The organism is Janthinobacterium sp. JC611 (assembly GCF_018682595.1).
GTDB lineage: Bacteria > Pseudomonadota > Gammaproteobacteria > Burkholderiales > Burkholderiaceae_D > Janthinobacterium.
This window is the reverse complement of record NZ_JAFLJN010000003.1, coordinates 150,272-171,585: the sequence shown is the minus strand read 5'-3', so window position 1 is coordinate 171,585 and position 21,314 is coordinate 150,272. Positions and strand designations below refer to the sequence as shown.

At 63.0% G+C, this 21,314-nt stretch carries 16 protein-coding genes; 9 read left to right on the top strand and 7 right to left on the bottom strand.

Annotated features, from left to right (window positions below; genetic code table 11):
- Nucleotides 1-3 precede the first annotated feature (3 nt).
- Nucleotides 4-342, top strand: coding sequence for a hypothetical protein (locus tag J0O65_RS03715; RefSeq protein ID WP_215404242.1), 339 nt, complete (start codon nucleotides 4-6; stop codon nucleotides 340-342).
- A 158-nt stretch (nucleotides 343-500) separates the two neighbouring features.
- On the opposite strand, the gene J0O65_RS03710 is transcribed toward J0O65_RS03715, so the two are convergent.
- Together J0O65_RS03710 and J0O65_RS03705 are read right to left on the bottom strand one after the other, a co-directional pair.
- Nucleotides 501-2,378: a phytase gene (locus J0O65_RS03710; protein WP_251373385.1), complete on the bottom strand. Its 1,878-nt coding sequence runs from the start codon at nucleotides 2,376-2,378 to the stop codon at nucleotides 501-503.
- Nucleotides 2,378-4,915, bottom strand: a complete 2,538-nt coding sequence (locus J0O65_RS03705) for a TonB-dependent receptor (protein ID WP_215404240.1) — start codon at nucleotides 4,913-4,915, stop codon at nucleotides 2,378-2,380. Before J0O65_RS03705 ends, J0O65_RS03710 begins: the two co-directional genes overlap by 1 nt.
- 307 nt (nucleotides 4,916-5,222) lie before the next feature.
- Here J0O65_RS03705 and J0O65_RS03700 point away from each other — a divergent pair, with 307 nt between their 5' ends.
- The 6 genes from J0O65_RS03700 to J0O65_RS03675 all read left to right on the top strand — a co-directional run bounded on the left by J0O65_RS03700 (nucleotide 5,223) and on the right by J0O65_RS03675 (nucleotide 12,266).
- Nucleotides 5,223-6,125 (top strand): GGDEF domain-containing protein, encoded by a 903-nt coding sequence (locus J0O65_RS03700; RefSeq protein ID WP_215404238.1) that lies wholly within the window; start codon nucleotides 5,223-5,225, stop codon nucleotides 6,123-6,125.
- Complete coding sequence (locus tag J0O65_RS03695) at nucleotides 6,125-7,150, top strand: AraC family transcriptional regulator (protein WP_251373382.1); 1,026 nt, start codon at nucleotides 6,125-6,127, stop codon at nucleotides 7,148-7,150. Before J0O65_RS03700 ends, J0O65_RS03695 begins: the two co-directional genes overlap by 1 nt.
- Nucleotides 7,151-7,423: 273 nt before the next feature.
- Entirely contained in the window at nucleotides 7,424-8,818 is a 1,395-nt protein-coding gene (locus tag J0O65_RS03690) for a class I SAM-dependent methyltransferase (protein ID WP_215404236.1), read from the top strand.
- Nucleotides 8,818-10,161 carry a sensor histidine kinase gene (locus tag J0O65_RS03685; RefSeq protein ID WP_215404234.1) on the top strand — a complete coding sequence of 448 codons (1,344 nt, stop codon included), beginning with the start codon at nucleotides 8,818-8,820 and terminating at the stop codon, nucleotides 10,159-10,161. Before J0O65_RS03690 ends, J0O65_RS03685 begins: the two co-directional genes overlap by 1 nt.
- Before the next feature lies 1 nt (nucleotide 10,162).
- Nucleotides 10,163-11,260 (top strand): hybrid sensor histidine kinase/response regulator, encoded by a 1,098-nt coding sequence (locus J0O65_RS03680; protein WP_215404232.1) that lies wholly within the window; start codon nucleotides 10,163-10,165, stop codon nucleotides 11,258-11,260.
- A complete protein-coding gene (locus tag J0O65_RS03675) occupies nucleotides 11,253-12,266 on the top strand; it encodes a response regulator (protein ID WP_215404230.1) in 1,014 nt (337 codons plus the stop codon). The genes J0O65_RS03680 and J0O65_RS03675 overlap by 8 nt, the downstream gene beginning before the upstream one ends.
- 57 nt (nucleotides 12,267-12,323) lie before the next feature.
- On the opposite strand, the gene J0O65_RS03670 is transcribed toward J0O65_RS03675, so the two are convergent.
- The gene (locus J0O65_RS03670) at nucleotides 12,324-12,851 is read right to left on the bottom strand and encodes an SRPBCC family protein (protein ID WP_215404228.1); all 528 of its coding nucleotides are present in this window, start codon (nucleotides 12,849-12,851) and stop codon (nucleotides 12,324-12,326) included.
- 217 nt (nucleotides 12,852-13,068) lie between these two features.
- Here J0O65_RS03670 and J0O65_RS03665 point away from each other — a divergent pair, with 217 nt between their 5' ends.
- Both J0O65_RS03665 and J0O65_RS03660 read left to right on the top strand, forming a co-directional pair.
- The gene (locus J0O65_RS03665; protein ID WP_215404227.1) at nucleotides 13,069-13,854 is read left to right on the top strand and encodes a DNA/RNA non-specific endonuclease; all 786 of its coding nucleotides are present in this window, start codon (nucleotides 13,069-13,071) and stop codon (nucleotides 13,852-13,854) included.
- Nucleotides 13,855-13,874: 20 nt separating this feature from the next.
- Nucleotides 13,875-14,129 (top strand): nucleotidyltransferase family protein, encoded by a 255-nt coding sequence (locus J0O65_RS03660; RefSeq protein WP_215404226.1) that lies wholly within the window; start codon nucleotides 13,875-13,877, stop codon nucleotides 14,127-14,129.
- A gap of 54 nt (nucleotides 14,130-14,183) precedes the next feature.
- On the opposite strand, the gene J0O65_RS03655 is transcribed toward J0O65_RS03660, so the two are convergent.
- The 4 genes from J0O65_RS03655 to J0O65_RS03640 all read right to left on the bottom strand — a co-directional run bounded on the left by J0O65_RS03655 (nucleotide 14,184) and on the right by J0O65_RS03640 (nucleotide 21,291).
- A complete protein-coding gene (locus tag J0O65_RS03655; protein WP_215404225.1) occupies nucleotides 14,184-17,045 on the bottom strand; it encodes a TonB-dependent receptor plug domain-containing protein in 2,862 nt (953 codons plus the stop codon).
- Nucleotides 17,046-17,716: 671 nt separating this feature from the next.
- On the bottom strand, nucleotides 17,717-20,593 hold the full coding sequence (locus J0O65_RS03650; protein WP_215404224.1) for a M16 family metallopeptidase: 2,877 nt from the start codon (nucleotides 20,591-20,593) through the stop codon (nucleotides 17,717-17,719).
- 76 nt (nucleotides 20,594-20,669) lie between these two features.
- Nucleotides 20,670-21,002: a type II toxin-antitoxin system RelE/ParE family toxin gene (locus J0O65_RS03645; protein ID WP_215404223.1), complete on the bottom strand. Its 333-nt coding sequence runs from the start codon at nucleotides 21,000-21,002 to the stop codon at nucleotides 20,670-20,672.
- Between the two features lies 1 nt (nucleotide 21,003).
- Nucleotides 21,004-21,291, bottom strand: a complete 288-nt coding sequence (locus J0O65_RS03640; RefSeq protein ID WP_215404222.1) for a type II toxin-antitoxin system Phd/YefM family antitoxin — start codon at nucleotides 21,289-21,291, stop codon at nucleotides 21,004-21,006.
- Nucleotides 21,292-21,314: the final 23 nt, after the last annotated feature.

Genomic DNA, 21,314 nt, shown 5'->3' with positions numbered 1-21,314 from the left:
AAAATGAAAATATCACTTAAAAAAACCGTGTTGTGGCTGCTCTTCCTCAGTCCCGTCTGGTACGTCACGGCATGTCATGTGATCTCCCACAACAAGGAAAAAGGTTACGCCATGATCCAGCCGGGCGCTGCGCGGGAAGCCGTGATCGCTGAACTCGGCATGCCATCGCATGTGGAGCTTCAGGGCAAGCTTTTCGAACGCTATGCCTCGACGCCATGCCAGGAACCCTGCGTGGTACGCTTGTGGTACGAGAATCGCCTGACATTAGGGATGGAAGCGTGGTCCGTGACGCTGGACAAGCATGACCGCGTGCTGGAAAAGTACCATTGGATATCGCCATAGCCAAACATCGGGGCACGTGAGCGCAGCAGGACATCCATGCATGGCATGGATGTCCTGCACTGCTTTTACTTATACTCTCCGGCTGACTGGCCGGTAAAGGCGACACTCTCGCCCGGTGTCAACGCGGCCAGGGAAGGCCGCCCCCTGTTGTGGCTAACTTACTCCAGCTTCAACGCCTTCGCCACATCCTCCCACGCCACATACTTGAAGTTCTGCGGTCCGTCCGGCAAGCGCTTGTAGCCGTCCTGGATCACCAGCATGCCTTGCGCGTACGCGCCGCCCAGGTTGGCGGAGGTGACGTCGAGGCCGTCCGTTTCCGAGGTGCCGTCGATGCCGGCGGGCAAATTGAAGCCCACCTTGAAGCGGCCGCGCACCTTGTACGGCGCTTGCGCGTCGAGCACCACGTAGCTGCTGTCGCCCTGGCTGGAAACGATCAGGTAGCCGGTGTTGGGCGCGCCCCCCGGCTGGCGGTAGATGGCCATGCCTTCCACGTCGGCGCTCAGGTGCGCGCCCACGGGCAAGACCATGGCGAGCGCGTCCGGCTTGGCGGCGTCGGCCGAGGTGGTCCACACGCCGCGCGTTTCCTCGCCCAGGAACAAGCGGGCGTTGGCGTCGTCGGCCACGCAGCCTTCCGGTTGGGTGGCGACCTTGAAGCTGCGCAAGAGGGTGGCGCTGAACTTGTTGCCTGCCAGGCCGATGCTGTATTGCTGGAAAGTGCCGTCCTTGTCGTTGATGAACGCTTGCACGCCGCCGCTGGCCGGCTGGTACAAGCACATGCCGTAGATGCTTTTCAGACCGGTCGGGAAGCGGCCCGCTTCGGCCACCACGCCATCGGCATTGATGGTGAACAGCATCATGCTGTTGTCGTCGCGCTGGGTGGCCACGGCCAGGTCGACCTTGCTGCCGCCGAACTGGATGTGCTGCCGCACGTCGACGTTGTTCAGGCGTCCCACTTCAAGCAGCTGGGTCTGCTTGCCTTGCAGGTCGTAGACCAATAAGCCTTGCTTCTTGTTGGTGCCCAGGATGCGCGCGTCGGCGGGGTTGCTGGATAGCCAGATAGCCGGATCGTCGGCCGCGTCGCCCTGGCGCGCCATCGGTTCCGTCTGCGCTTGCGGGGCGATGATGGCGACAGGGGACTGCATTTCCGCCTTGCCCGTCCATTTCAAGGGTCGCGCTTGCCAGCCGTTCTTGCCGCGCAGCAGTAGCGACTCCTTGTCCAGCGCCAGCTGGCTGTCACCCTTGCGCACGTTCAAGACGACGGCCTGGGCTGGCTGCGCCGTCCATTTACTTCCCTGATGGGTGTACAGGTGCAGCTTGTCCGCCTTGCCGTCGAGCACGGCCACGCCGCCCGGCAGCACGGCCAGCGCGCCGGCGCCGCCGTCCAGCTGGCCATATGGCTTGCGCAGGGCCACCACTTCGCGCTTGCCCATGCCTTCGGACTCGGCGTCATACGCCCACACGCCCATGTTGGCTTCGCTCACCAGCAGGCGCTGGGCGCCATCGTCGACCCGGCAATGTTTCGCGTGCGGCGGCAAGGCCAGCTTGCGCACCAGGCGGCGCTGCTCGCCCTGCATCACCCACTGTTCCGCTTGCCCATCCTTGCCGATCAAGAACAGATGGGCGAGCTGCTGGGCGTCGCGGTACAAACACGACGCTTCCACGGAAAACGTCGGCACGGGAAACGGCGCCAGACGGTGGAGCTTGCCGGCTTGCACGTCGACGGAGACGGGCAGGGGGCGCTGCGTGTCCGCTTCCAGGAAGACGGCCAGCACCTGATTGCCATCGCTGCGCGTGTCGAGCTGCTTGGCGCGCACGGCGATGCGGTCCTGCTCCTGGCCGGCGGCATTGAACAGGCGCAGACCATGCTTGTCCAGGGTCAGCCAGCCGCCGCCGGGCAGGCGCGCCAGTTCTTCCGCTTCCTGCGTGAAGGAAGGCAAAGCGTTGGCGGGGGCGGCGAAGACGGCGCCGGTGGCGCAGAAGGCGGCCAGCAAGGCGCCGCAGAGTACGTTTTTTTTCATGTCAGTGGAAATCATCATCAGAAGGCGCTGGCTTTCAGGCTCACTTTGAAGGTGCGGCTGTATTGTTCGTTCTGCACGTTGTATTGCTGCGTGCCCTGGTAGACATAGTATTTTTCGTTGTTCAGGTTTGCCGCTTCAAAGACCAGCTGGAACTGCTTGTTGATCTGGTACGACAGCGAGAAATCGAGCTGCTTCTGGCTGTCGACGATGCGGTCCTGGCTTTGATCGAGGATGTCGTTGCCCATTTCCAGCAGGTACGGCGACTTGTAGTTGAGGGCCAGGCGGGCGCTGACCGGGCCCGTTTCATAGCCCAGCATCAAGTTCATCACCTGGTTCGACTGGCCCGGCAGGCGGATGTCGCGGTGCATCTGTTTGTTCGTCGCCTTGTCGAAGCGGCCGATTTGCGCGCTCGACGTGCTCAGGGTGCCGTTCACGCCGACGAGGAAACGATTGAACGGCGCCGGCAGCATGCGCAGCGGCTGCATGTAGGCCAGTTCGATGCCTTTTACTTTGGCCGCGTCGCCGTTCGCATACGACGTCGCCGTCGTGTAGCCCGTCCACGATCCCGTGCCGGCCAGGTTGGTCGTGTAGGTGAAATTCTTGATGTCCTTGTAAAAGCCGTAGGCGGACATCACGCCGTCATTGCCCAGCACTCTTTCGATGCCCAGGTCGAGGTTGTTCGCCTTCAGCGGTTTCAAGTCCGGGTTGCCGATCACGGCTTCCGTGTTGCTGGCCAGGCTGATGCCGGGCGCCAACTGGCTGAAATTGGCGCGCACCACGGCTTGCGTCCAGGCGGCCCGCACGCTGGTATGCCGGTCCAGGTCATAGCGGGCTTGCAGGTTCGGCAGCCAGTTGGTGTATGACCGTTCGCGCGTCAAGGCCGTGGCAATGCCGGTGCTGTCCACCTGCGAGCCGGCCGCTTCAAAGCTGGTGCGCTCGGCGCGCACGCCGCCGAGGATGTGCCAGGCGTCGAAGTCATAGCTGTTTTGCACATACATCGCGTTGATGTCTTCATGCATGCGGTAGTCGTTGATGATGGACTCGGTGGCCAGGCGCGCTTTGCCGCGGTCCAGGCCGGCCACGCGGGCGCGGATGAGGGCAGGGTCCAGCGCCACGCCGATGTTGCCCAGGTCATAGTCGAGATTGTGGCCCTGCACGAAGTTGCTCATCGAGGTGGAGCCGGCGCCCCAGTAATTGCCGCTCGACGTCTTGCTGCTGTTGTACGCCCATTGATCCGTGTCATTGGTTTTTTCGCGGCGGCTGACCTTGGCGCCGAATTTCAGGGTGGCGATGTCGAACTTGCGCGCCAGGTCGATGCGCGCGTGGCGTTCATTGTCCTTCGAGTAGCGCTGTTGCAGGGTGATGGCGTTGAGCGCATAGCTGGCCGGGTCGTACAGCGCGGCGGGGCCGCTCAGCTTGGGTTCCTGCGTATCCGTGAAACGGATGCCGGCGAAATTGCTGAGGCCGCGGAAACGGCCGTCGTTCAGGGATTCCGGCGTGTCTTCCGTGGCGCGGCTCAGGCCGCCTTTCACGTCCAGCGTCCAGTCGCCCGATTTCTGCTGCGTGCCCAGGACCAGGGAGCGCACTTGCTGCGTGTACTTGCGCTGGCGGATGCGGCGCTCGGCGCGCGCGCTGGCCGTCTGGTCTTCGGCCAGGCTGCCGCCCGCGATATTGCTGATGGTCAGGCGGTCGCGCACTTCATTGTCGGAAAATTCGCTGAGGAAGGAGCGCAGGAACCAGCTGTTGCCCGCTTCCGGGCGGTAGTCGAGGTTGACGGCCAGGGCGCCGCGCTTGCGCACGGGCAGGTAGTCGCGCAATTCCAGGCCAGACAATTTCCCCTTGCTCCAGGAACCACCTGTTTCCACGTCATCGGAGCCGAACGAACGCTTTTCCGCGCTCAGGCCGGCGGCCACGCCCAGCTTGCCGTCGAGGAAGCGCTGGGCCCACAGGGCGCCGCCGCTGGGGCTGGTCTTGCCCGTCTTTTCGTCATGGCTGGCGCCCACGTTGGCCGACAGCAGCTTGCCCGGCAAGTCGAAGGCGGACAGCGATTTGACTTCGACGGTGGCGCCCAGCGAGTTGGCATCCATTTCCGGCAGCAAGGTTTTCGAGACTTCCAGCGTGCGGATCAGGCCGGCAGGCAGGATGTCGAGCGCCACGGCGCGGCGGCCCGCTTCCGGCGACGGCACCAGCGCGCCGTTGATGGTGACGGCGTTCAGGTCCGGACCCAGGCCGCGCACCGTGATGTAGCGGCCTTCGCCCTGGTCGCGTTGCACCGACACGCCCGGCAAGCGGGCCAGCGCCTCGGCCGCGTTTTTATCGGGCAAGCCGCCGATGTCGTCGCTGCTGATGACGCTGATGATGTTGTCGGCTTTCTCTTGCGCCGCGATGGCGTTGCGCAGGCTGGCGCGCTGGCCGCTGACGACCACGGTGGCGGCCGGCTGGCCATCCGCATCTTGCGCTTGCGCGTTGCTGTGACCGCTGAAGACGGCCATGACGCCGACGGCCAGGGCCGTCAGGCGCAGCGGGGAGGGGAACGAAGTGTGCATGGTTTTCATGAAAAGCTCGGTGAGGGAGGAAGGAACCGGGCGGATTCTAGGCAGCAAATATGACGGTTGCGTGACAGGGTCGGGCTTGCCACTGTGAAAACAACGCTCTGTGAACGCATTCCGGCCGGAAATGACCCGAGCTGAGCTGAAATGACCTGCCAGCGCCAGGCGCATGGGCAAGGGCTTGCCGGATTCGCATTGGCCGCATAGGCAATGGTGAGCCGTTTGCACCTGCCGCACGGGCGTGGCGCATGTCATCGTGCCGTCATGGGCGGGCGCTATCGTGGCGACAGCACCACTTTTAAAGGTTTCCCACATGCTGCCGTTGCACCGTAACAGCCTGATCGCCGCCGCGCTGGCCTTGCCCCTGTTCTTCTTCCTGTACGCCACACTGGGGCACCCCAAACCGTTTGCCGTCTGGAAGTGGATGGATATCGTCTGCGAAGGCGGCACGGCCGTCATGGCGGGCATCTGGTTCCTGTTTACCCTCAGCAGCCGTCCGCGCGGACGGGTGACGAGTTTGATCGCGGGCGGCCTGTGCGCCATCATGCTCGGTTCCTGGGCCGATTGCCTGGACGAATTCTTTGCCGTCGACAAGCGCGCCGTGTGGGATAACTGGCTGGAAGGCCTGATTCCGTTTGGCATGCTGCTGCTGACGATCGGCATGTATTACTGGCGCCAGGAACAGTTCCGCCTGAACGAACACCTGCAAAAGCGCGAACGCCTGTTCCGCGACCACCGCGCCTTCGACCGCATCACGCAGCTGGCCGACGCCAGCTACCTGCGCACGCAGATGCGCCTGGAGCAGGAGCGGCGGCCCGACCTCGATTGCGCGCTGGTCTTGCTCGACATCGACAGTTTTCACCTGATTAACCGCGAATACGGCCACCGCGAAGGCGACCGCGTGCTGCAAGCCGTGGGCCACATGCTGCTATTGAACCTGCGCAATGACGATTTGCTGTGCCGCTATGCGGGCGACCGCTTCGCCGTGCTGATGCCGGGCGTGTCGCGCGAAGATGCGGCCGTGAAGGCGCGCCACCTGTGCGCCATGGTGGGGCAGATGCGCCACCACGCCAACGACAACCGCGAAATCCGCCTGAGCCTGCGGCATGCGTGCGCGCTGACCGATGGCGTGCCGGAAGTGGTGTTGGCCGAGCTGAGCCGGGCCGTGGAAACGCCGCGCCCCGGTGCCGGGATCAGTTCCGCCGCGCCTGCCTGATGCCGCTGAACCAGCAGGGCGACCCCAGCATCGCGGCCCATCACCAGCCGGCGCTGGTGCTCGATTACGCGCGCAGCCGGGAACTGGCCACGGCGCCGCTGCTGAAGGGCACGGGCCTCGATGGCGGCGCGCTGCCGTCCGCGGAAAGCCAGGTCAGCGCCGCGCAATACCTGCAATTGCTGGCCAACGTGGCGCGTGGCCTGGACAGCGCCGACACCAGCTTCATGCTGGGCCAGCAAATGCTGCCCGGCCATTACGGCGCGGCCAGCCACGCCTTGCTGCAGGCGCAGAATCTGCGCCAGGCCTTGACCATCCTGTGCGAATTCCATACCTTGCTGTGCCCGCTGCTGCAGCCGCGGCTGCGCGAGGCGGGCGACATGCACGTGTTGTATTGGGTGGCTGCGTTCGGCGCGCCCAGCCAGTTGCCGTTTCTGGTGGAAATGCACATGACGGCGCTGGCGGCCATGTGCCGCTGGCTGGCGGGAGAGTCGTTGCCGTGGCGCTTTTGCTTCAACCGCGCGCGGCCCCGCCATGTGGAGCAGCACGAGGTGCACCTGGGGCAATCCCTGCGTTTCGATTGCCAGGTCGACGCCATGCTCATCGATTCCGGCTGGCTGGATAAACCCTGGCCGCGCGGCAATGCCACGGCGGCCGCGCTGGCCTTGCGCGCGGCCGCCATGGCGCCCGTGCCCGCCGCCAGCCTGCTCGGCGCGCTGTACGATTACCTGCTGGCGAACATCCGCCGCGCGCCCACGCTGGAGCGCACGGCGCAGGAGTTCGGCGTCAGTCCCGCCACCTTGAAACGCCACCTGGCGCGCCATGGCACGCATTTCCAGGCCGAGCTGGACCAGGTGCGCGCGCACAAGGCGATTTACCTGTTCCAGGCGCATGGCTACGACAACGACGCCGTGGCCGCCTACCTTGGCTTTCATGATGCCACCAACTTCCGCCGCTCGTTCAAGCGCTGGACGGGGCAAACGCCGCAGTTATTGCGTCACGCGCTGGCCTTGTTTGTTGCTGGTTGAAGACGTTCCGCACGCGGCGTTGCGCGCCAGCGCCACGGACAGTCGTTCCTGAGGGAACAATTGCCCGTTCTGCTACATCCATAGTACACTCGACCAGAGAGCGAACAGACACGCTTCGAGGCGCTCCGGCATGGCGTCACGCGACGCCGCGACGCCGCCATTCCGATGGCGGGCCGGCGGCAGACGACCGGTGTGCCGTGCCTTAACCCCGCCTGGAAATTGGCGTGCCCAACGTGGTGCGCCGGAAACCGGGCAACTTGATAATGCTCAATCGTGTATTCACAATCGCAGATCGATCCAGTCGTCAGTTTCCGCAACACCCAGGGTGAGGCGGTGCGCGGCACGATTTTCAACTTGCAGCGCAATTCGCTGGTCATGGAAATCTACAATCCATACTCGATTGTGCAGGTCAGCGAGGTGCTCAATGACGTGACGGTGCGCATGGGGGCGAAGAACGCCTACGTGGGCAAGGCCGTCGTCATCAGCAGCGTCAACACGGGCCTGACCGCCATCGTTTCCGTGACCCTGATCGACGAGTGGCGCGAGCTGAGCGACGTGGTGGTGGTCAAGGGCGCCGTGGCGAAAGAGTCCAGCGCCTTTGTCGCGGGCTGGGGCGAGCGCTTCCGTATCCGCCGCGATTACCAGATCGTCGTCAATGAAATGCGCGCCTTCCTGTCGGAGGTGGCGCGCTGGGTCGAGCAGGTCGACTTGTCGGACTCGCTGCCGAAGGAAAACGGCCGCCTGCGCCCCGATATCTTCGATGAGCTGGCGATGCCGCTGATGGAGCAAACCCAGCTTTACTTGCGCCAGCTCGAGATGGAGGCGTCCCTCGTCGAGGAAGAGCGGGCGCCGGCGCACCGCGCCTTCGCCCAGGCGGCGCTGCATCCGCTGATCCTGCGCGCGCCGTTCGTCTTCCGCACGTTCACCAAACCGCTCGGTTACGCGGGCGATTACCAGATGGTCAACCAGCTGCTGGACGATCCGCGCCAGGGGCCGAGCACCTATTTTCAGATCGTCAATGCGGCCTTCCTGCAGGCGGCCGTGGCGACGGCGCACCGCAACCGCATCGATATCCTGACGGAATTCCTGTCGCAAAAGGCGGCCGCGGCGCGCGCGGCGGGGCGCGTGTACAAAGTGCTCAACGTGGGCTGCGGCCCCGCCATCGAGGTGCAGCGTTTTCTGGAAACGTGCGCCGATGCGCAGTGGCTGGCGTTCGAACTGGTCGACTTCAGCAGCGAGACCCTGGACTGGACGCGCGCGCGCCTGACCACCATCATGCAGCGCACGGGGCGCGTGGTCGAGATCGATTATGTGCATGACTCCGTGCACAACCTGCTCAAGCGCCGCCATGGCGCGGGCGTCACGGGCTTGCCCGGCAGTTTCGACGCCGTGTATTGCGCCGGCCTGTTCGACTACCTGTCCGACAAGGTGTGCGCGCGCCTGCTGATGCATTTCGCCTCGCGCGTGGGACCCGGCGGGCGCCTGCTGGTGACGAATGTGCACGTGAATAATCCCGGCAAGTTCGGCATGGAGCATTTGCTGGAGTGGCATTTGATCTATCGCGATGAAGCGGGTTTGTCGGCCTTGCTGCCCGAGCACGCGATCGATCCCTTGATCTATGTCGACGCCACGGGCGTGAATGTGTTTGCGGAAGTGAGCATTCCCTGATGGATACGCCAGGCCTGCACGCCGGCTACACGGCCGTTTTGCGCGACTTCCGCCTGGAATTCAGCCGCGGCGGGGCCTACACGGGCATCGTGCTGATCCTGCTGGGCATGGGCCTCGATTCGGCCCTGTATCCGGACAAGCAGTCGGCGTTCACCAGCGCGCGCATCGTCGTGTCGGTGCTGATCTTTTGCGTCGTGCTGGCCATGCGCACGCGCTGGGCGCAAGAGCGCATCCAGGGGCTGACGTTCGTGTGGCTGATCCTGCCGCAAATCATGATCGCCTGGATGATCGCCGTCACGGAAGGCGCCACTTCGATCTATTATGTGGGCATGACCCTGGCCATTTATTCGTCGGGCATCGTGCTGGCCTTCGGCTTGTGGCAAAACATGGTTTTCGGCGCCATCTCCTGCCTGCTGTACGTGGGCGCCTGCGCCTGGCATGCGGGCGGCTTCGACTTGCCGGGCACGTTTGTCGTCAACTGCTTGTTCCTCATCATGTCCGCCAGCATCAGCGCCGTGTTTACCTATTTCAATGAGCGAGCCCGTTTCATGCTGTTCCAGCTGAAGGCGGAAGTGGCGCAAAAGAACACGCAGCTGGAGGAGACGAATAAAAGCCTGGCCGATATCAAGGGCCAGATGTTGCAGCAAGAGAAAATGGCCGCCATCGGCACCCTGGCCGCCGGCATGCTGCATGAAGTGAACAATCCCGTAAACTTCTGCATGATGGCGATCGAGGTGGCGATCGAAGACCCGGCCGCCAAGCAAAGCGCGCTGGTCAGCGAATGCCTGGCCGACGCCAAGCAGGGCATGCTGCGCGTGCAGCACATCGTCTCGGACTTGAAGACCTTTGCCTACCGCAAGAGCGGCAACCAGCTGGAAACGGGGCATTTCCAGTTCCGCAGCGCGCTCGAGGCGGCCATTCGCCTGGTCGGGCATGAAACGAAGAATGTCAGCATCAGCCACGACTTGCCGGTCGACACCCTGGTGCGCGGCGACGAGGCGGCCATCGTGGGCGTGCTGATCAACTTGCTGGGCAATGCCGTGCTGTCCATGCGCAAGGGCAATGCGCCGCCGTTCGAGATCCGCATCACGGCCCACTGGGATGACGACCGCCTGCGCATCAGCGTGCGCGACAATGGTCCCGGCATCGCCCCGGAAAACCTGGCGCGCGTGTTCGAGCCGTTCTTCACCACGCGCGAAGTGGGGCAGGGCCTGGGCCTGGGCCTGAGCATCAGCTATGGCGTGATCGAGCGCCACGGCGGCACCCTCACGGCCGAAAGCGAGCTGGGCGAATGGGCCAGCATGAATTTCGACTTGCAGCGTTCCGATTGGGAGGGCCGCTAGCATGGACAACGATAGCCGCGCCAGCGTGCTGTACGTGGACGACGAGGCGCTCGCCTGCAAGTATTTCGAGCGCGCCGTCGGCCAGCGCTACCGCGTGCTGACGGCGCAGAGCGTCGATGCGGCGCTGGCCTTGCTGGAGGGCGAGGCCGCCCAGATCGACGTGCTCGTCACCGATTACCGCATGCCGGACCGCCTGGGCAGCGAGTTGCTGCAGGAAGTGGCGCAGCGCTATCCGCACATCGTCTGCATGCTCGTCACCGCGTACGCGGACAAGGACGTGCTGCTCGAACTGATCAACGGCGGCACCTTGTTCCGCCTGCTGGAAAAGCCGCTCGACCTGGCCGCCATGCAAACGGCGCTGCAGCTGGCCGTGCAGACGGGACGCGAGCGCGCCGCGCGCCGCCAGGGCCTGGTGGCGATGGAGGAATCGCTGGCCTTCCTCGCGCATGAATTGAACACGCCGCTGGCGGCCATCGCCAATTTTGCGCGCGGTATCGCGCGGCGCGCGCAGGCGGACGCCGCGCCGCAGGCCGAGATCGGCGAAGCGGCCGCCTTGATGCACGATAATGCGCGCTATTGCCTGTCGGTCCTGGCCAGCTTTGTCGACACGGTGCGCCTGGCCAGCGCCGGGCCCGGCATGCAGGGCGGACGCCGCGCCGGCAGCGCCCACCAGTTGCTGGCCGCCTTGCTCGACAGCTATCCCTTGAGCACGGCCCAGCGCGCCGCCATCACGGTCGACGTGGGCGACGATTTCTCCATTGCCGAGTCGCCCAATTGCGTCGCGCTGATTTTATCGTCCGTGCTGGCGAATGCCCTGCGTTCGGCCGGCGAGCAAGCCCATCCGGCGATCGGGATCCGCATCGATGCCGGCCGCATCGCGGTGCGCGACAACGGCGCCGGCATCGCCCCCGAGATCGTCGAGCAGCTGTTGATCGACCCCGTCAGTGCCAGCGGCGGCGAAGGCAAGGGCTGGGGCATGGTGTTTTGCCACCGCATGATGCAGTCGTTCGGCGGCAACCTCGATATCGCCACCGAGTTTGGCAGTTCCAGCACGGTAACCCTGAATTTTCCAGTACATATAAGGAACGAGCATGATTGACGCCAATCTGCGTTTACCGGCTCAGCGTGAGTCGGCGCAAGGCTTGCCGACGATACTCTATGTCGACGACGAGGCCAACGCCCTCAAATACTTCCAGCGCGCCATCGCGCCGCTGGCCGACGTACTGACGGCCACGTCGGTCGAGGAGGGCAAGCGCATCCTCGACGAGCAGGCCGACCGCATCGCCGTGCTGGTATCGGACCAGCGCATGCCCGGCGCCTACGGCAACGAGTTGCTGTCCTATGCCTGGGACCGCCATCCGCATATCGTGCGCATCCTGACCACCGCGTATTCCGAGCTGGAGCACACGGTGGAAGCCGTCAACCAGGGACAGATCCACCGCTACATCCAGAAGCCGTGGGATATCGCGGCGTTGCGCATGGAATTGAAGCAGGCGCTGGAACTGGCGCGGCTGCGCAATGAACACGCCCAGCTGCTGCGTGAAAAGCTGATGGTGCGCCAGCGGCAAGCCGTCGCCAACCGCATCGGCACCCTGTACGCCCTGTGCGCCAGCCTGGCCGGTCCGGAGCAGCAGCTGCCCGTGGAAGCGTATTTGTCGGCGGCCTTGACGGCCGGCGTCACGCCGCCCGAGCCGGACTGGCTGTTGATGGATTATGCCGACCTGGTCAGTTCGGAAGCCTTCCGCGGCACGGCTTTCGCCGCCGCCGTGCGCCAGCAGCTCGACACGCTCGAGCGCGAGCATCCGGGGCGTGGCGTGGAACAGGCGATCGACATGCTGCTGCCCGTGTTTGGCGCGGCACTGCAAAGCCAGGGCGGCACGGCGCTGTTCCTCGATGGCCGCCTGCTGACGGAATTCCTGGAAACGCCGACCACGACGCCCGTCTCGCCCATCCACTCGTTCTGGCTGGCCACCCTGCTGTGGCTGGCGCGGCGCGGCTGGTCCCTGCAGCTGAGTAAAACAGAAATGGGTTTGCAAGGCAAGGTGGTGCAGGCTGAACCGGCACTCACGCCGGATCACCTGGCGGCCTGGATCGAGCAGTTCTAAGCGGGCACTAACTGAAACAGGGCCGCAAGGGCCCTGTTTCTGCTTGCGCGGCCCAGCTTAGCGCTCCGCCGCCGTCTTCAGGTTGTTCAAGCCTTTTTCAAAATCCTTGCCGATCATCCTGTCCATGCTGACAAACACCGTCATGACCTTGCTGACGTAAGGGCTGGGGCCCGTCATGGTCCAGTTCACCTTGGTGCCGTCGCCTTCGGGCGTCATGGTAAACGTGGTGGTGTTATGGCTTTCGAACGGCTTGAGGAAGTCCAGCTTGATGACGGTGCGTTCGGGCTGGGCCGCTTCCGTGATTTCCATGCGGCCGGCGCCCACCTTGTCATTGCCTTGCCATGCATATTGGGCGCCCAGGCCATTGGCCGGCCCCGTAAACGTGCGGCGCATGGCCGGATCGAGCTTTTCCCACGGCGACCAGGCGGCCCAGTAACGGAAGTCCGTGATCAGGCCGGCGATTTTCTCGGGCGGGGCCTTGACGGTGATCTCGCGCTGGACACTGAAAGTGTCGGGTTTGGTGGTGGCATAGCCGAGGATGGCGGCGACGACGACGACGATCAGCAGCAGGGTTTTTTTGATCATATGCTCTCCAAATCTTGAATGGTCGATGCGAACGAATCAAGGCAATCTTAGCAGAAATGAACGGCCGTGCGCAGCCTGTTGGCCTTTATTTGCGCCAGCTCTGCGCAGGATCGCCTGCACGCCCGTCCGCCGCCGCGCACGCCAGCTTTGTGCGGGTTTGTGGCGAGCGCCGGCGTCCGCTAGAATGCTGGCCTGCAAAGATTCCAACTAGGGAAATATGATTCAACGATCGATCGCCAGGCTGACCCTGGCGTGCGGCTTGCTGGCTTCCGCCTTTGCCGCGAACCTGGCGCATGCCGATGCCTGTCCCGCCCATTATGTCGATGGCCGCAAGCCGGAAATCACGAATCCCAAACTGGACGTGGCAACCAGGGAGCTGTGCTACAACGTGTTTGGCGTGATGCATTCGGGGATCACGCGTACGCCGCTGTGGTCGGCAGAACATTTGACGGCGAACAATCTGGAAGCGGCACAGGACTTGTCGCGTGAAAATTCCTTCCATGCCGAACGCAAGCTGCCCGCCGCCCAGCGCGCGGAACTGGCCGATTATGCGCGCAGCGGCTTTGACCGTGGCCACATGGCGCCCAACGGCGACATGCCGGACCGCCAGAGCCAGCACGACAGCTTTACCCTGGCCAACATGGTGCCGCAAGACGCGCGCAACAACCGCTATGTGTGGGCCGGCATCGAGGGCGCCGTGCGCAAGATGGCGAAGAAAGAGGGCGACCTGTACGTGATCACGGGGCCGGCGTTCATTGGCGGCAACCTGCGCAAGGTGGGAAGAGTGATCGTGCCCAGCCATCTGTACAAGGCCGTGTACAGCCCGCGCCAGCGCGCCGGCGCCGCCTACTTCATTGAAAACGCCGACACCAAACAGTATGAAGTGCTGAGCATTGCGCAACTGGAAGACAGGATAGGCATCGATCTGTTACCGTCGCTGACGCGGCAGCAAAAGCTGCGCATGCTGAGTTTGCCGAAGGTCAATAGCAAGTCCAGGAAATAAGACATCAAAAAGGAAATCCCATGTGCGCAAAGAAATTCATCCCGTACGCCAATGAAAGCGATGTGCTGGAAATCGGCAACCTGACCATCGAAAACCGCATCGACCGCGTCAGCATCAGCGGCGACATCGACCTGACCCTGGACAAGCCGGGCCTGGTCCTGGCGAAACAGCTGCAAAAACTGCTGGCCGACGTGGTGGCGCAGCTGGAAAAGCAGGCATTGCCCGACCAGTTGCCGCCGCCCGAGGTGACGTCGGTGGCCAATCCCTTCGAATAGCGGTCAAAAGCAAACGCCTCCCGAAGGAGGCGTTCGTTGCTTGCTTGCGTTTAATTAAAACGTATAGCGCGCATTGAAGGTGAAATAACGGCCATAGGCGTTATGCAAGCCTTCGTTGTAGCCGGCTGCCGGGTAGCCCGGGTCATACGGCGCGGCGCGGTCGAACAGATTCTGGATGTTGATGCCCAGGCTCAGGTTCTTGAAGCCGGTATACGTATAGCCGAGGCCCACGGTGGTCCAGCTGGCCACTTTGCAGTCCGGGAAGGCCGCTTCGTAGCCAGGGATCGTGGTATTGCGATCCGGCGCCGCATCGGTGGGCTTCTTCGTGCCGTAGTAGCAGAAAGGCTGGTCGTAGATCTCGGCGCCGTCGCGGTTGCGCTTGAGCGATACGCTGCCAACGAAGTTCAGCGAGGCGTTGACGCTATGGTCGCCGCGAGTCCAGTTGGTGGTCAGCGAAGCCTTGACCTTCGGCATGTCGGTGCCGGTGGACAATTGCCAGTCGTACAGACCCGGGCGCGTGCCGGTCACATTGCTGACCGTATCGCCTTCGTGCTGCTCCAGCTTGTAGCTGTAGACGTAGGTGCCGCGCAAGGCGCTGCTGAGCGAACCCCATTCGCCGAGCTTGTTACGCAGGCGCGCTTCAAAGTCGACGCCGCGCAGTTCGGTCGACCCCTGGTTGGACCATGGCGTCTTGACCGACAGCAAAGTGCCGGTACCCGGGATCGGATTGCCATTGGCATCGGTGAGGAAGCTGCTCGGGTTCTGGTCGCGCACGACGTTTTGCGGTTCGCGGTCTTCGTTCTTCAGCGCTTCGCTGGCCGTGCCCAGCGCCACTTCCTTTTCCTTGCGCACGCGGTACACGTCGACGACCAGGTCGATGTCGGAGGTGGGCGAGTAGATCAGGCCCAGCGAGTAGCTTTTCGACGTTTCCGGCTTCAAGTCTGGATTGGCGCCGCCGACGCCGGAAATCGATTTGCTGCAGTCGGCCGTCACGCCGCCCGGACGCGGGGTGCTTTCATCTTCCTGGCAGCGTTTCGGATCCCACACGCCGGACAGGAAGAATTGCGCGCCGCCTGGCGTCACTTGCGACAGCGCCGGTGCGCGGAAGCCTTCGGCATACGTGCCGCGGAAGGCCAGCGTATCGGTGGCGGTCCACTTGGCGCCCACTTTCGGCACGAAGTTGGTCTTGATGCCCGGATATTTGTCTACCCGGCCGGCAAAATCCATCTCGAAACTCCTGGTGAACGGCGTGCGCAGCTCGACGAAGGCCGACTTGACGTCGCGCTGGCCGTCGATGATGGTGTTGGCCGTGCCGTAGATCTGGCCGGCGGCGACCACCGGGTCAGGATCGATGCGGATTTTTTCACGGCGCAGCTCGAAACCGACGGCCAGGCCCACGGCCCCGCCGCCCAGCTTGCCGAATTCCGTGCTGGCCTTGCCATCGAACTGGAAGATTTCCGCCACGCCCGTGCTTTGCGTATCGTAGCCGATGGTGGGGTCGGCGGCCAGCTGTGCCAGCGAGGTGCCGGTATTGAGCTTGCGCAAGGTGGGCAGGTACAGGCGGCCATATTGCGTTTCATCGCGCTTCGAGCGGTTCCACAGCAGGCCCGTATCCCAGCTCCAGCCGAAGTGGTCGCCTTGCAGGCCCGTCAGCAGGCGCGTGTTCTGGTTGACCGTTTCCGAGCCGCCGCGCAGGTTTTCAAAGCGGTAGGCGACCGATGCGCGGGCATTTGTCAGCGGGTTGTCCGGATGGCCAATCGGCAGGATGACCTGAAAGGGATCGGCCAGGCCCGTTGCCATGTAGTTGGTGACGGAGGTCGTGCCGATGGTGGCCGGCGACCCCGTGTACGAGCGCGCGGAGCGCGTGTAAGCCGCTTCGGCATAGCCGGTGATGGCATTGCTGAGCTTCAAGGTGCCGCGGCTCAGCACGCTGGCATCGCGGCCGTCGCCCTGGCCTTCGAGGAATTGATCGGCGTCATAGTTACAGAACGTACGGCCGATCAGCACGCTCGTTGGCAGCAGGCCATCCTTGACCCCGCCCGTGATCTGTTGCGACGCATCGCAGCCGAGGTTGAACGTCAGGCGCTGCGGGGCGGTTGCCTGGGTGACGCCGAAGTTGCGTGAACCTGGCGCCGATTCGCGGTACACCGCCGCATACTTCGAGATGGAACTCGAGTAGTTGGAGCGGAAGCGGCCGTTCAAGTCCTGGTAGGTCGAGTAGGCGATGTCCTTGACGTCGCGGCGCGCCACGCGGTCGCGTTGCGAGAAGTCGGCGGCGACGAAGACGTTGTAGCCATCGGCGTCCAGGTCGCCCGTGCCGAAGAAGCCATTGACGTTCTTGCGGCGGAACAATCCATCGTCGTTGGCGCCCGCGTTGCCGGCGATCTGGCCGCCACGATAATTCGATTTCGTGATGAAGTTGATGACGCCGCCGATGGCGTCCGAGCCGTAGACGGCCGAGGCGCCATCCTTGAGGATTTCCACGCGGTCCAGGGCGGACAGCGGGATGCTGTTCAAGTCATACAGGGTGGAGTTGCCGTTGTTCGGGTCGGCGTAAGCGGATGGCGTCATGCGCCGGCCGTTCAGCAGGATCAGGGTGGAGCTCGATCCCAGGCCGCGCAGCGAGGCGGTGGCGACGCCTCTGGCAAAGCCCGTGCCGCTGCCCTGGTCCTGGTTGGTGTCCGTGCCCATGGATGGCACCAGTTTCATCAGTTCGGCAACGGTCGATGCGCCGCTGTCCTTGATGTCCTTGGCGGTAATCACATCGACAGGGGAGGTGCCCTCCTTGTCGGCCCGTTTCAGGTTCGATCCCGTCACGAGGATTTTCTGCAGGGCCGGCTCCTGCGGCGAGAGCTGTGCGTAGACCAGCTGGGAGGAAGACAAGGTGAGTGCGACAGCGATAACGCTTTGTTTCAAGACTATTTTTTTAAGCAAAATATTCTCCATCGAATTTCAACTACTGAACACATGGCCGACCATCGTTGTGCGATGTGCGGCTTTCCCGGTCTAGTGGATCGCTTCAGCGATTTTTATTGCAGAACCGTATAAACAGTTTTGCCTAGACCTTTATAAAAACATTTTCATGAAAATTGCGCCATGCCTTTTTGCAACATTGTCACGCTGACACAACAGTTTATATAGAATATTTTCGCGCTTACATATTTAATTAAAATATGCTGCCATTGAAAGGAATGTGTGTTAATGGATAGATGTAAGGTGCTAAATATGCAATATTTAAAATTCATGAGAATATTCTTAAGTCGTTGTTTTGTATGATATAAATTACTGACTTGCTCCGCCTTGCTGCGACTGCCTGCTCTTGCCGTCTTTCAGGGCGTGTTTTCGGGATTTATATTTGTAATATCCATATGCGCCGTGGTATTTAGCCGGTGCGATGAGTATCGATAATGGTGCATAGCGCCATTTAATGGGGCGAGATAATCGCCGCGGCTTTTCGGATGCCTTATTTCAGTGCATAAAAAAAGCCGCCAGCATTATGCTGGCGGCTCTTCCTGTATTTACTTGGTGCGTCTGTTATTAATTGGTGCGCTTATTGGCGCCCCTTGCTGGGGCGCCGGTTGGCGCCTTCACCTGGCGAACGCCTGCGCCGCCGGCGTCACGGTGACGGCCTCCGGCTTGATGTTCAGCTGCATCGCGCCGATGACCTTGTCCTCGTCGAGCAGCGCCTGCGGCTTGTTGCCGTCGTACTTGATGGGAGAAAACGCGTCGCTGACGAGTTTTTCCTTCAAGCCGGCCGCATCTTTGGCGACGATCACCACGGACAGGTTCTTCGCCGACAGATGCTGTCTGATGGCGCGGTTGACGTCTTGCACCGTCAGCTTGGCCAGGCCATCACGCATCAGCTTGGTGAACTCCGGCGTGCCATACCATTGCGAGTCGAGCGCATAACCGAGTTGCTGGTCCTGCGTCGAGGTCATGACGAAGACGTTCTTCATCAGGTAGTCGCGCGTGGTGGCGAAGTCGTCCTGCGTCAGGCCGTTGTCGATGAGCTTGCCCAATTCCGTCAGGGCCACGCGCAGCGCGAAGTGGGCGTTGTCCGGCGCCACGGGGCGGATCCAGATTTCGAACAGCTGCGCCTTGCGGCCCAGGTTCGGGTTCGGGAAGAACTGATACATGCCGCGCGGGAAGGCTTCGATGTACGCGTAATCGCCATAGTTCATGCCGCGGATTTCACGGATGCGCTGGTACAGGTAGGAATTCGAGGCGCGGTGCTCGCCCAGCCAGGTCTTCGCCAGCCACAGGGCGGGGAAGTCCGGGTGCGTGCGCGTCACGTCCAGCGGCAGGCCGAAGGAAATCGCCGTGGCGCGCGTGTTTTTCTCGAGGATTTCCACTTCCAGGCCCTGCGCCTTGCGGCCCGCGGGTTTCACCGTGGCCGGCAAGCCGGGGCCGGCCGGCAGCTTGCCTAGTGCCTGCGTCAGCGAGGCCGTCATGGCGTCGGACACGTCGCCGGAAATGCCGACCTTGACGGCGCCTTGCGCATACGCGCTCTTCCAGAACTGTCTTACGTCATCGAGCGTGATGGCGTCGATGCCGGCCACCGTGCCCAGCACGGGGTGGCCATACGGCGTGCCCGCATACACATTGGTTTGCAGGCGTTCCTTGGCGAATTCCTCTTCGTTATTGTCCTTCAAGTCCAGCAGCAGCGCGTTCTTTTGCGCATCCTTCAGGCGGCGGAAGTCGTCTTCGCGAAAACCCGGCGAGAGCAGCAGGGGCAGGGCGATGGCGTTGAACTGGGTCCAGTTATCCTTGTGGATGGAGCCCGTAAACGTCGTCATTTCCTTGTCCGTCTGCTGGGAAAAACTGCCGGCCAGCGGGAACAGGGCGGCGTTGACTTCGTCGATCTTGCGCTCGGACGAACCGCCGGACGCCACCATGGATGCCGTCAGCGCGGCCAGGCCTTCCTTGCCTTGCGGGTCTTGCGCGGAACCGGCCATGAACAGCAGCTTGTAGCGGATCTGCGGCAGCGCCGACTGTTGCACCAGCACGTCGAACTTCGTGTCCGAGGCGGCCGGCAGCAGGCTGGCCAGTGTCGGCGTGGCGGCGATGGCGGCAGCCATCGGCTGATGCGACAGGGTGGTCACCACCAGGCCGTCGTCCGTCAGGTATTTGCGCGCGGCCGCCTGCAGGTCGGCCGGCGTGAGCGTGTCGATCAGGCGGTAGTACTGGTTGATGGTGGCATACGAGCGGTCGAAATGCACGAAGGACGCCAGGGTGCCGGCGATCTGCTCCGTGTTGTCGAGCGAGCGGATCAAGCCGTATTTTTCCGCCGACTTGGCGTCCGCCAGGTCTTTCTCGCTCACCGGCGTGTCGCGCAACTGGGCCACGGTCTTCAGGATGGCGTCGCGCACGTAGACGGCGTCGTCGATGTTTTTCACGCGCGCACCGATCACGGCCAGGGTCGGGTCGACCCGGTCCGGCGTCATGTCGAACAGCTGGTCGACCTTCTGCTCGTTCTGCACCAGGCGTTTATATAGCGGCGAGGTGCGGCCGAACGACAGCGAGAGCAACGTTGCCAGGGCGGCCTGGTCTTTGTCTTTCACGGAAAACGCGGGCGCGTGGAAGCCCACGGCCACCCATGGCAGGGTCGGCGTGGGCCAGGCCACGTGCTTGTAGACGGGGCCATGTGGCGCGGGTTCCGCCGGCACGGCCGCCTGCTGCTTGCCGCGCTGCCAGCCGCTCCAGTATTTTTCCACCAGCGCGATGGCTTGCTGCGGCTCGACGTCGCCGGCGATGATGATGGTGGTGCGTTCGGGGCGGTACCAGCGGTCGAAGAAGAGCTTCGAATACGCGTACTGGTTCGGCATGTCTTCGATGTCCTGGATAAAACCCATCGTCGTATGCTTGTAGGTATGCGTCGTGTAGGCGCTGTCGCGCATCACTTCGAACAGTTTCGAGACGGGATTGGCGCTGTTCTTGTTGTATTCGCCCAGCACGGCCCGCGATTCCGTCTTGAACGCGTCTTCCGCATAGTCGAGGTGCTGGAAGCGGTCCGCTTCCACCTTCAGCACGGTTTCCAGGTCCTGCTTGGCGAAGGTCGTGTGGTAATTGGTCAGGTCGTCGCTCGTATACGCGTTCTGGCGCGCGCCGGCGCGGGTGATGACTTCCTGGTATTTCTCGGGCGGATACGCCTTGGTGCCGCGGAACATCATGTGTTCGAAGAAATGCGCGAAGCCGGACTTGCCCGGCTCGACTTCATTGCGCGAACCCGTCTGCACGGGAATCTGCAGTGAGACCAGGTTCGGGAAGCCGGTCGGCACGATGATGATTTTCAAGCCGTTGGGCAAGGTCTTTTCCGTCGCCTTGAATGGCAGCAGATCGGCCTTGCTGGCGGCCGCGCTGTGGGCGGCGGCCGGTTTGACGGGCGCGGCGCCCAGGTTCGACGAGGCCATGGCCGACAGGGCCAGGGCGAAAGCGGGTAACAACACGGGCATGATTCTTGACACGAGGGCTCCTTCTTTTTTGGGAATGTGGAAAGTGCAACGCCGCAGCATAGAATATTCGTGCCGCCCTGCATAGGGGCTACAAGTCGGGCCGCAGGATGCGCGTGGTGAGATGGGTCAGAAAGTCGCGCCGGGTCGGCAGGAACATGCGGATGTACACGGTGTCGTGCGCGCGGTCATGGTGGTAGACGACGCGGATCTCCGCGCACAGGCGTTGCCGCACATCCATGCCAACTTCGCGGGCGGCCTCGACGTGCGTGCCGCTGTCGGGAAAGGTCTTCAGGTCAGCAAATAATTGCCGGAAAGCCAGGAGGAACTGCGCGTGGGCGGCCGCCGTGTGGCGTGCCTTGAAGTCGCTGCGCAGTGCATTGAAATCGGCTTGCGCGCTTTTCAGCACGACGATGCGCGCCATGTCAGTCGTGATCGAGGTTGGCCAGGAAGTCTTCCTCGGACACCACGTCGCCGCGCGCGATGTCCTGGTTGCCCATGGCGATCAGCTTCATGAATGCATGCTGCTCCTGCATCTGCCGCGCTTGCCGCTTGCCTTCCTGATACGCATGCATGGATAGCACGACCATCTTCGCTTCGCCATTTTGCGTGATGATGATGGGTTCGTCCTGGCCCGCGTCAAAGCTGTTGACGATGTCCGTCGTATTGGCCTTGAGATAGGAAATCGGCTTGATGCGTTCCTTGAGGTCCATGGCGGCTCCGAATGCGAAAAACT

Bases quoted from the DNA above. Each gene is read 5' to 3' on its own strand.
- J0O65_RS03715 (WP_215404242.1), top strand. From the start codon at position 4: ATGAAAATATCACTTAAAAAAACCGTGTTGTGGCTGCTCTTCCTCAGT.
- J0O65_RS03710 (WP_251373385.1), bottom strand. From the start codon at position 2,378: ATGATGATTTCCACTGACATGAAAAAAAACGTACTCTGCGGCGCCTTG.
- J0O65_RS03705 (WP_215404240.1), bottom strand. From the start codon at position 4,915: ATGAAAACCATGCACACTTCGTTCCCCTCCCCGCTGCGCCTGACGGCC.
- J0O65_RS03700 (WP_215404238.1), top strand. From the start codon at position 5,223: ATGCTGCCGTTGCACCGTAACAGCCTGATCGCCGCCGCGCTGGCCTTG.
- J0O65_RS03695 (WP_251373382.1), top strand. From the start codon at position 6,125: ATGCCGCTGAACCAGCAGGGCGACCCCAGCATCGCGGCCCATCACCAG.
- J0O65_RS03685 (WP_215404234.1), top strand. From the start codon at position 8,818: ATGGATACGCCAGGCCTGCACGCCGGCTACACGGCCGTTTTGCGCGAC.
- J0O65_RS03680 (WP_215404232.1), top strand. From the start codon at position 10,163: ATGGACAACGATAGCCGCGCCAGCGTGCTGTACGTGGACGACGAGGCG.
- J0O65_RS03675 (WP_215404230.1), top strand. From the start codon at position 11,253: ATGATTGACGCCAATCTGCGTTTACCGGCTCAGCGTGAGTCGGCGCAA.
- J0O65_RS03670 (WP_215404228.1), bottom strand. From the start codon at position 12,851: ATGATCAAAAAAACCCTGCTGCTGATCGTCGTCGTCGTCGCCGCCATC.
- J0O65_RS03665 (WP_215404227.1), top strand. From the start codon at position 13,069: ATGATTCAACGATCGATCGCCAGGCTGACCCTGGCGTGCGGCTTGCTG.
- J0O65_RS03660 (WP_215404226.1), top strand. From the start codon at position 13,875: ATGTGCGCAAAGAAATTCATCCCGTACGCCAATGAAAGCGATGTGCTG.
- J0O65_RS03645 (WP_215404223.1), bottom strand. From the start codon at position 21,002: ATGGCGCGCATCGTCGTGCTGAAAAGCGCGCAAGCCGATTTCAATGCA.
- J0O65_RS03640 (WP_215404222.1), bottom strand. From the start codon at position 21,291: ATGGACCTCAAGGAACGCATCAAGCCGATTTCCTATCTCAAGGCCAAT.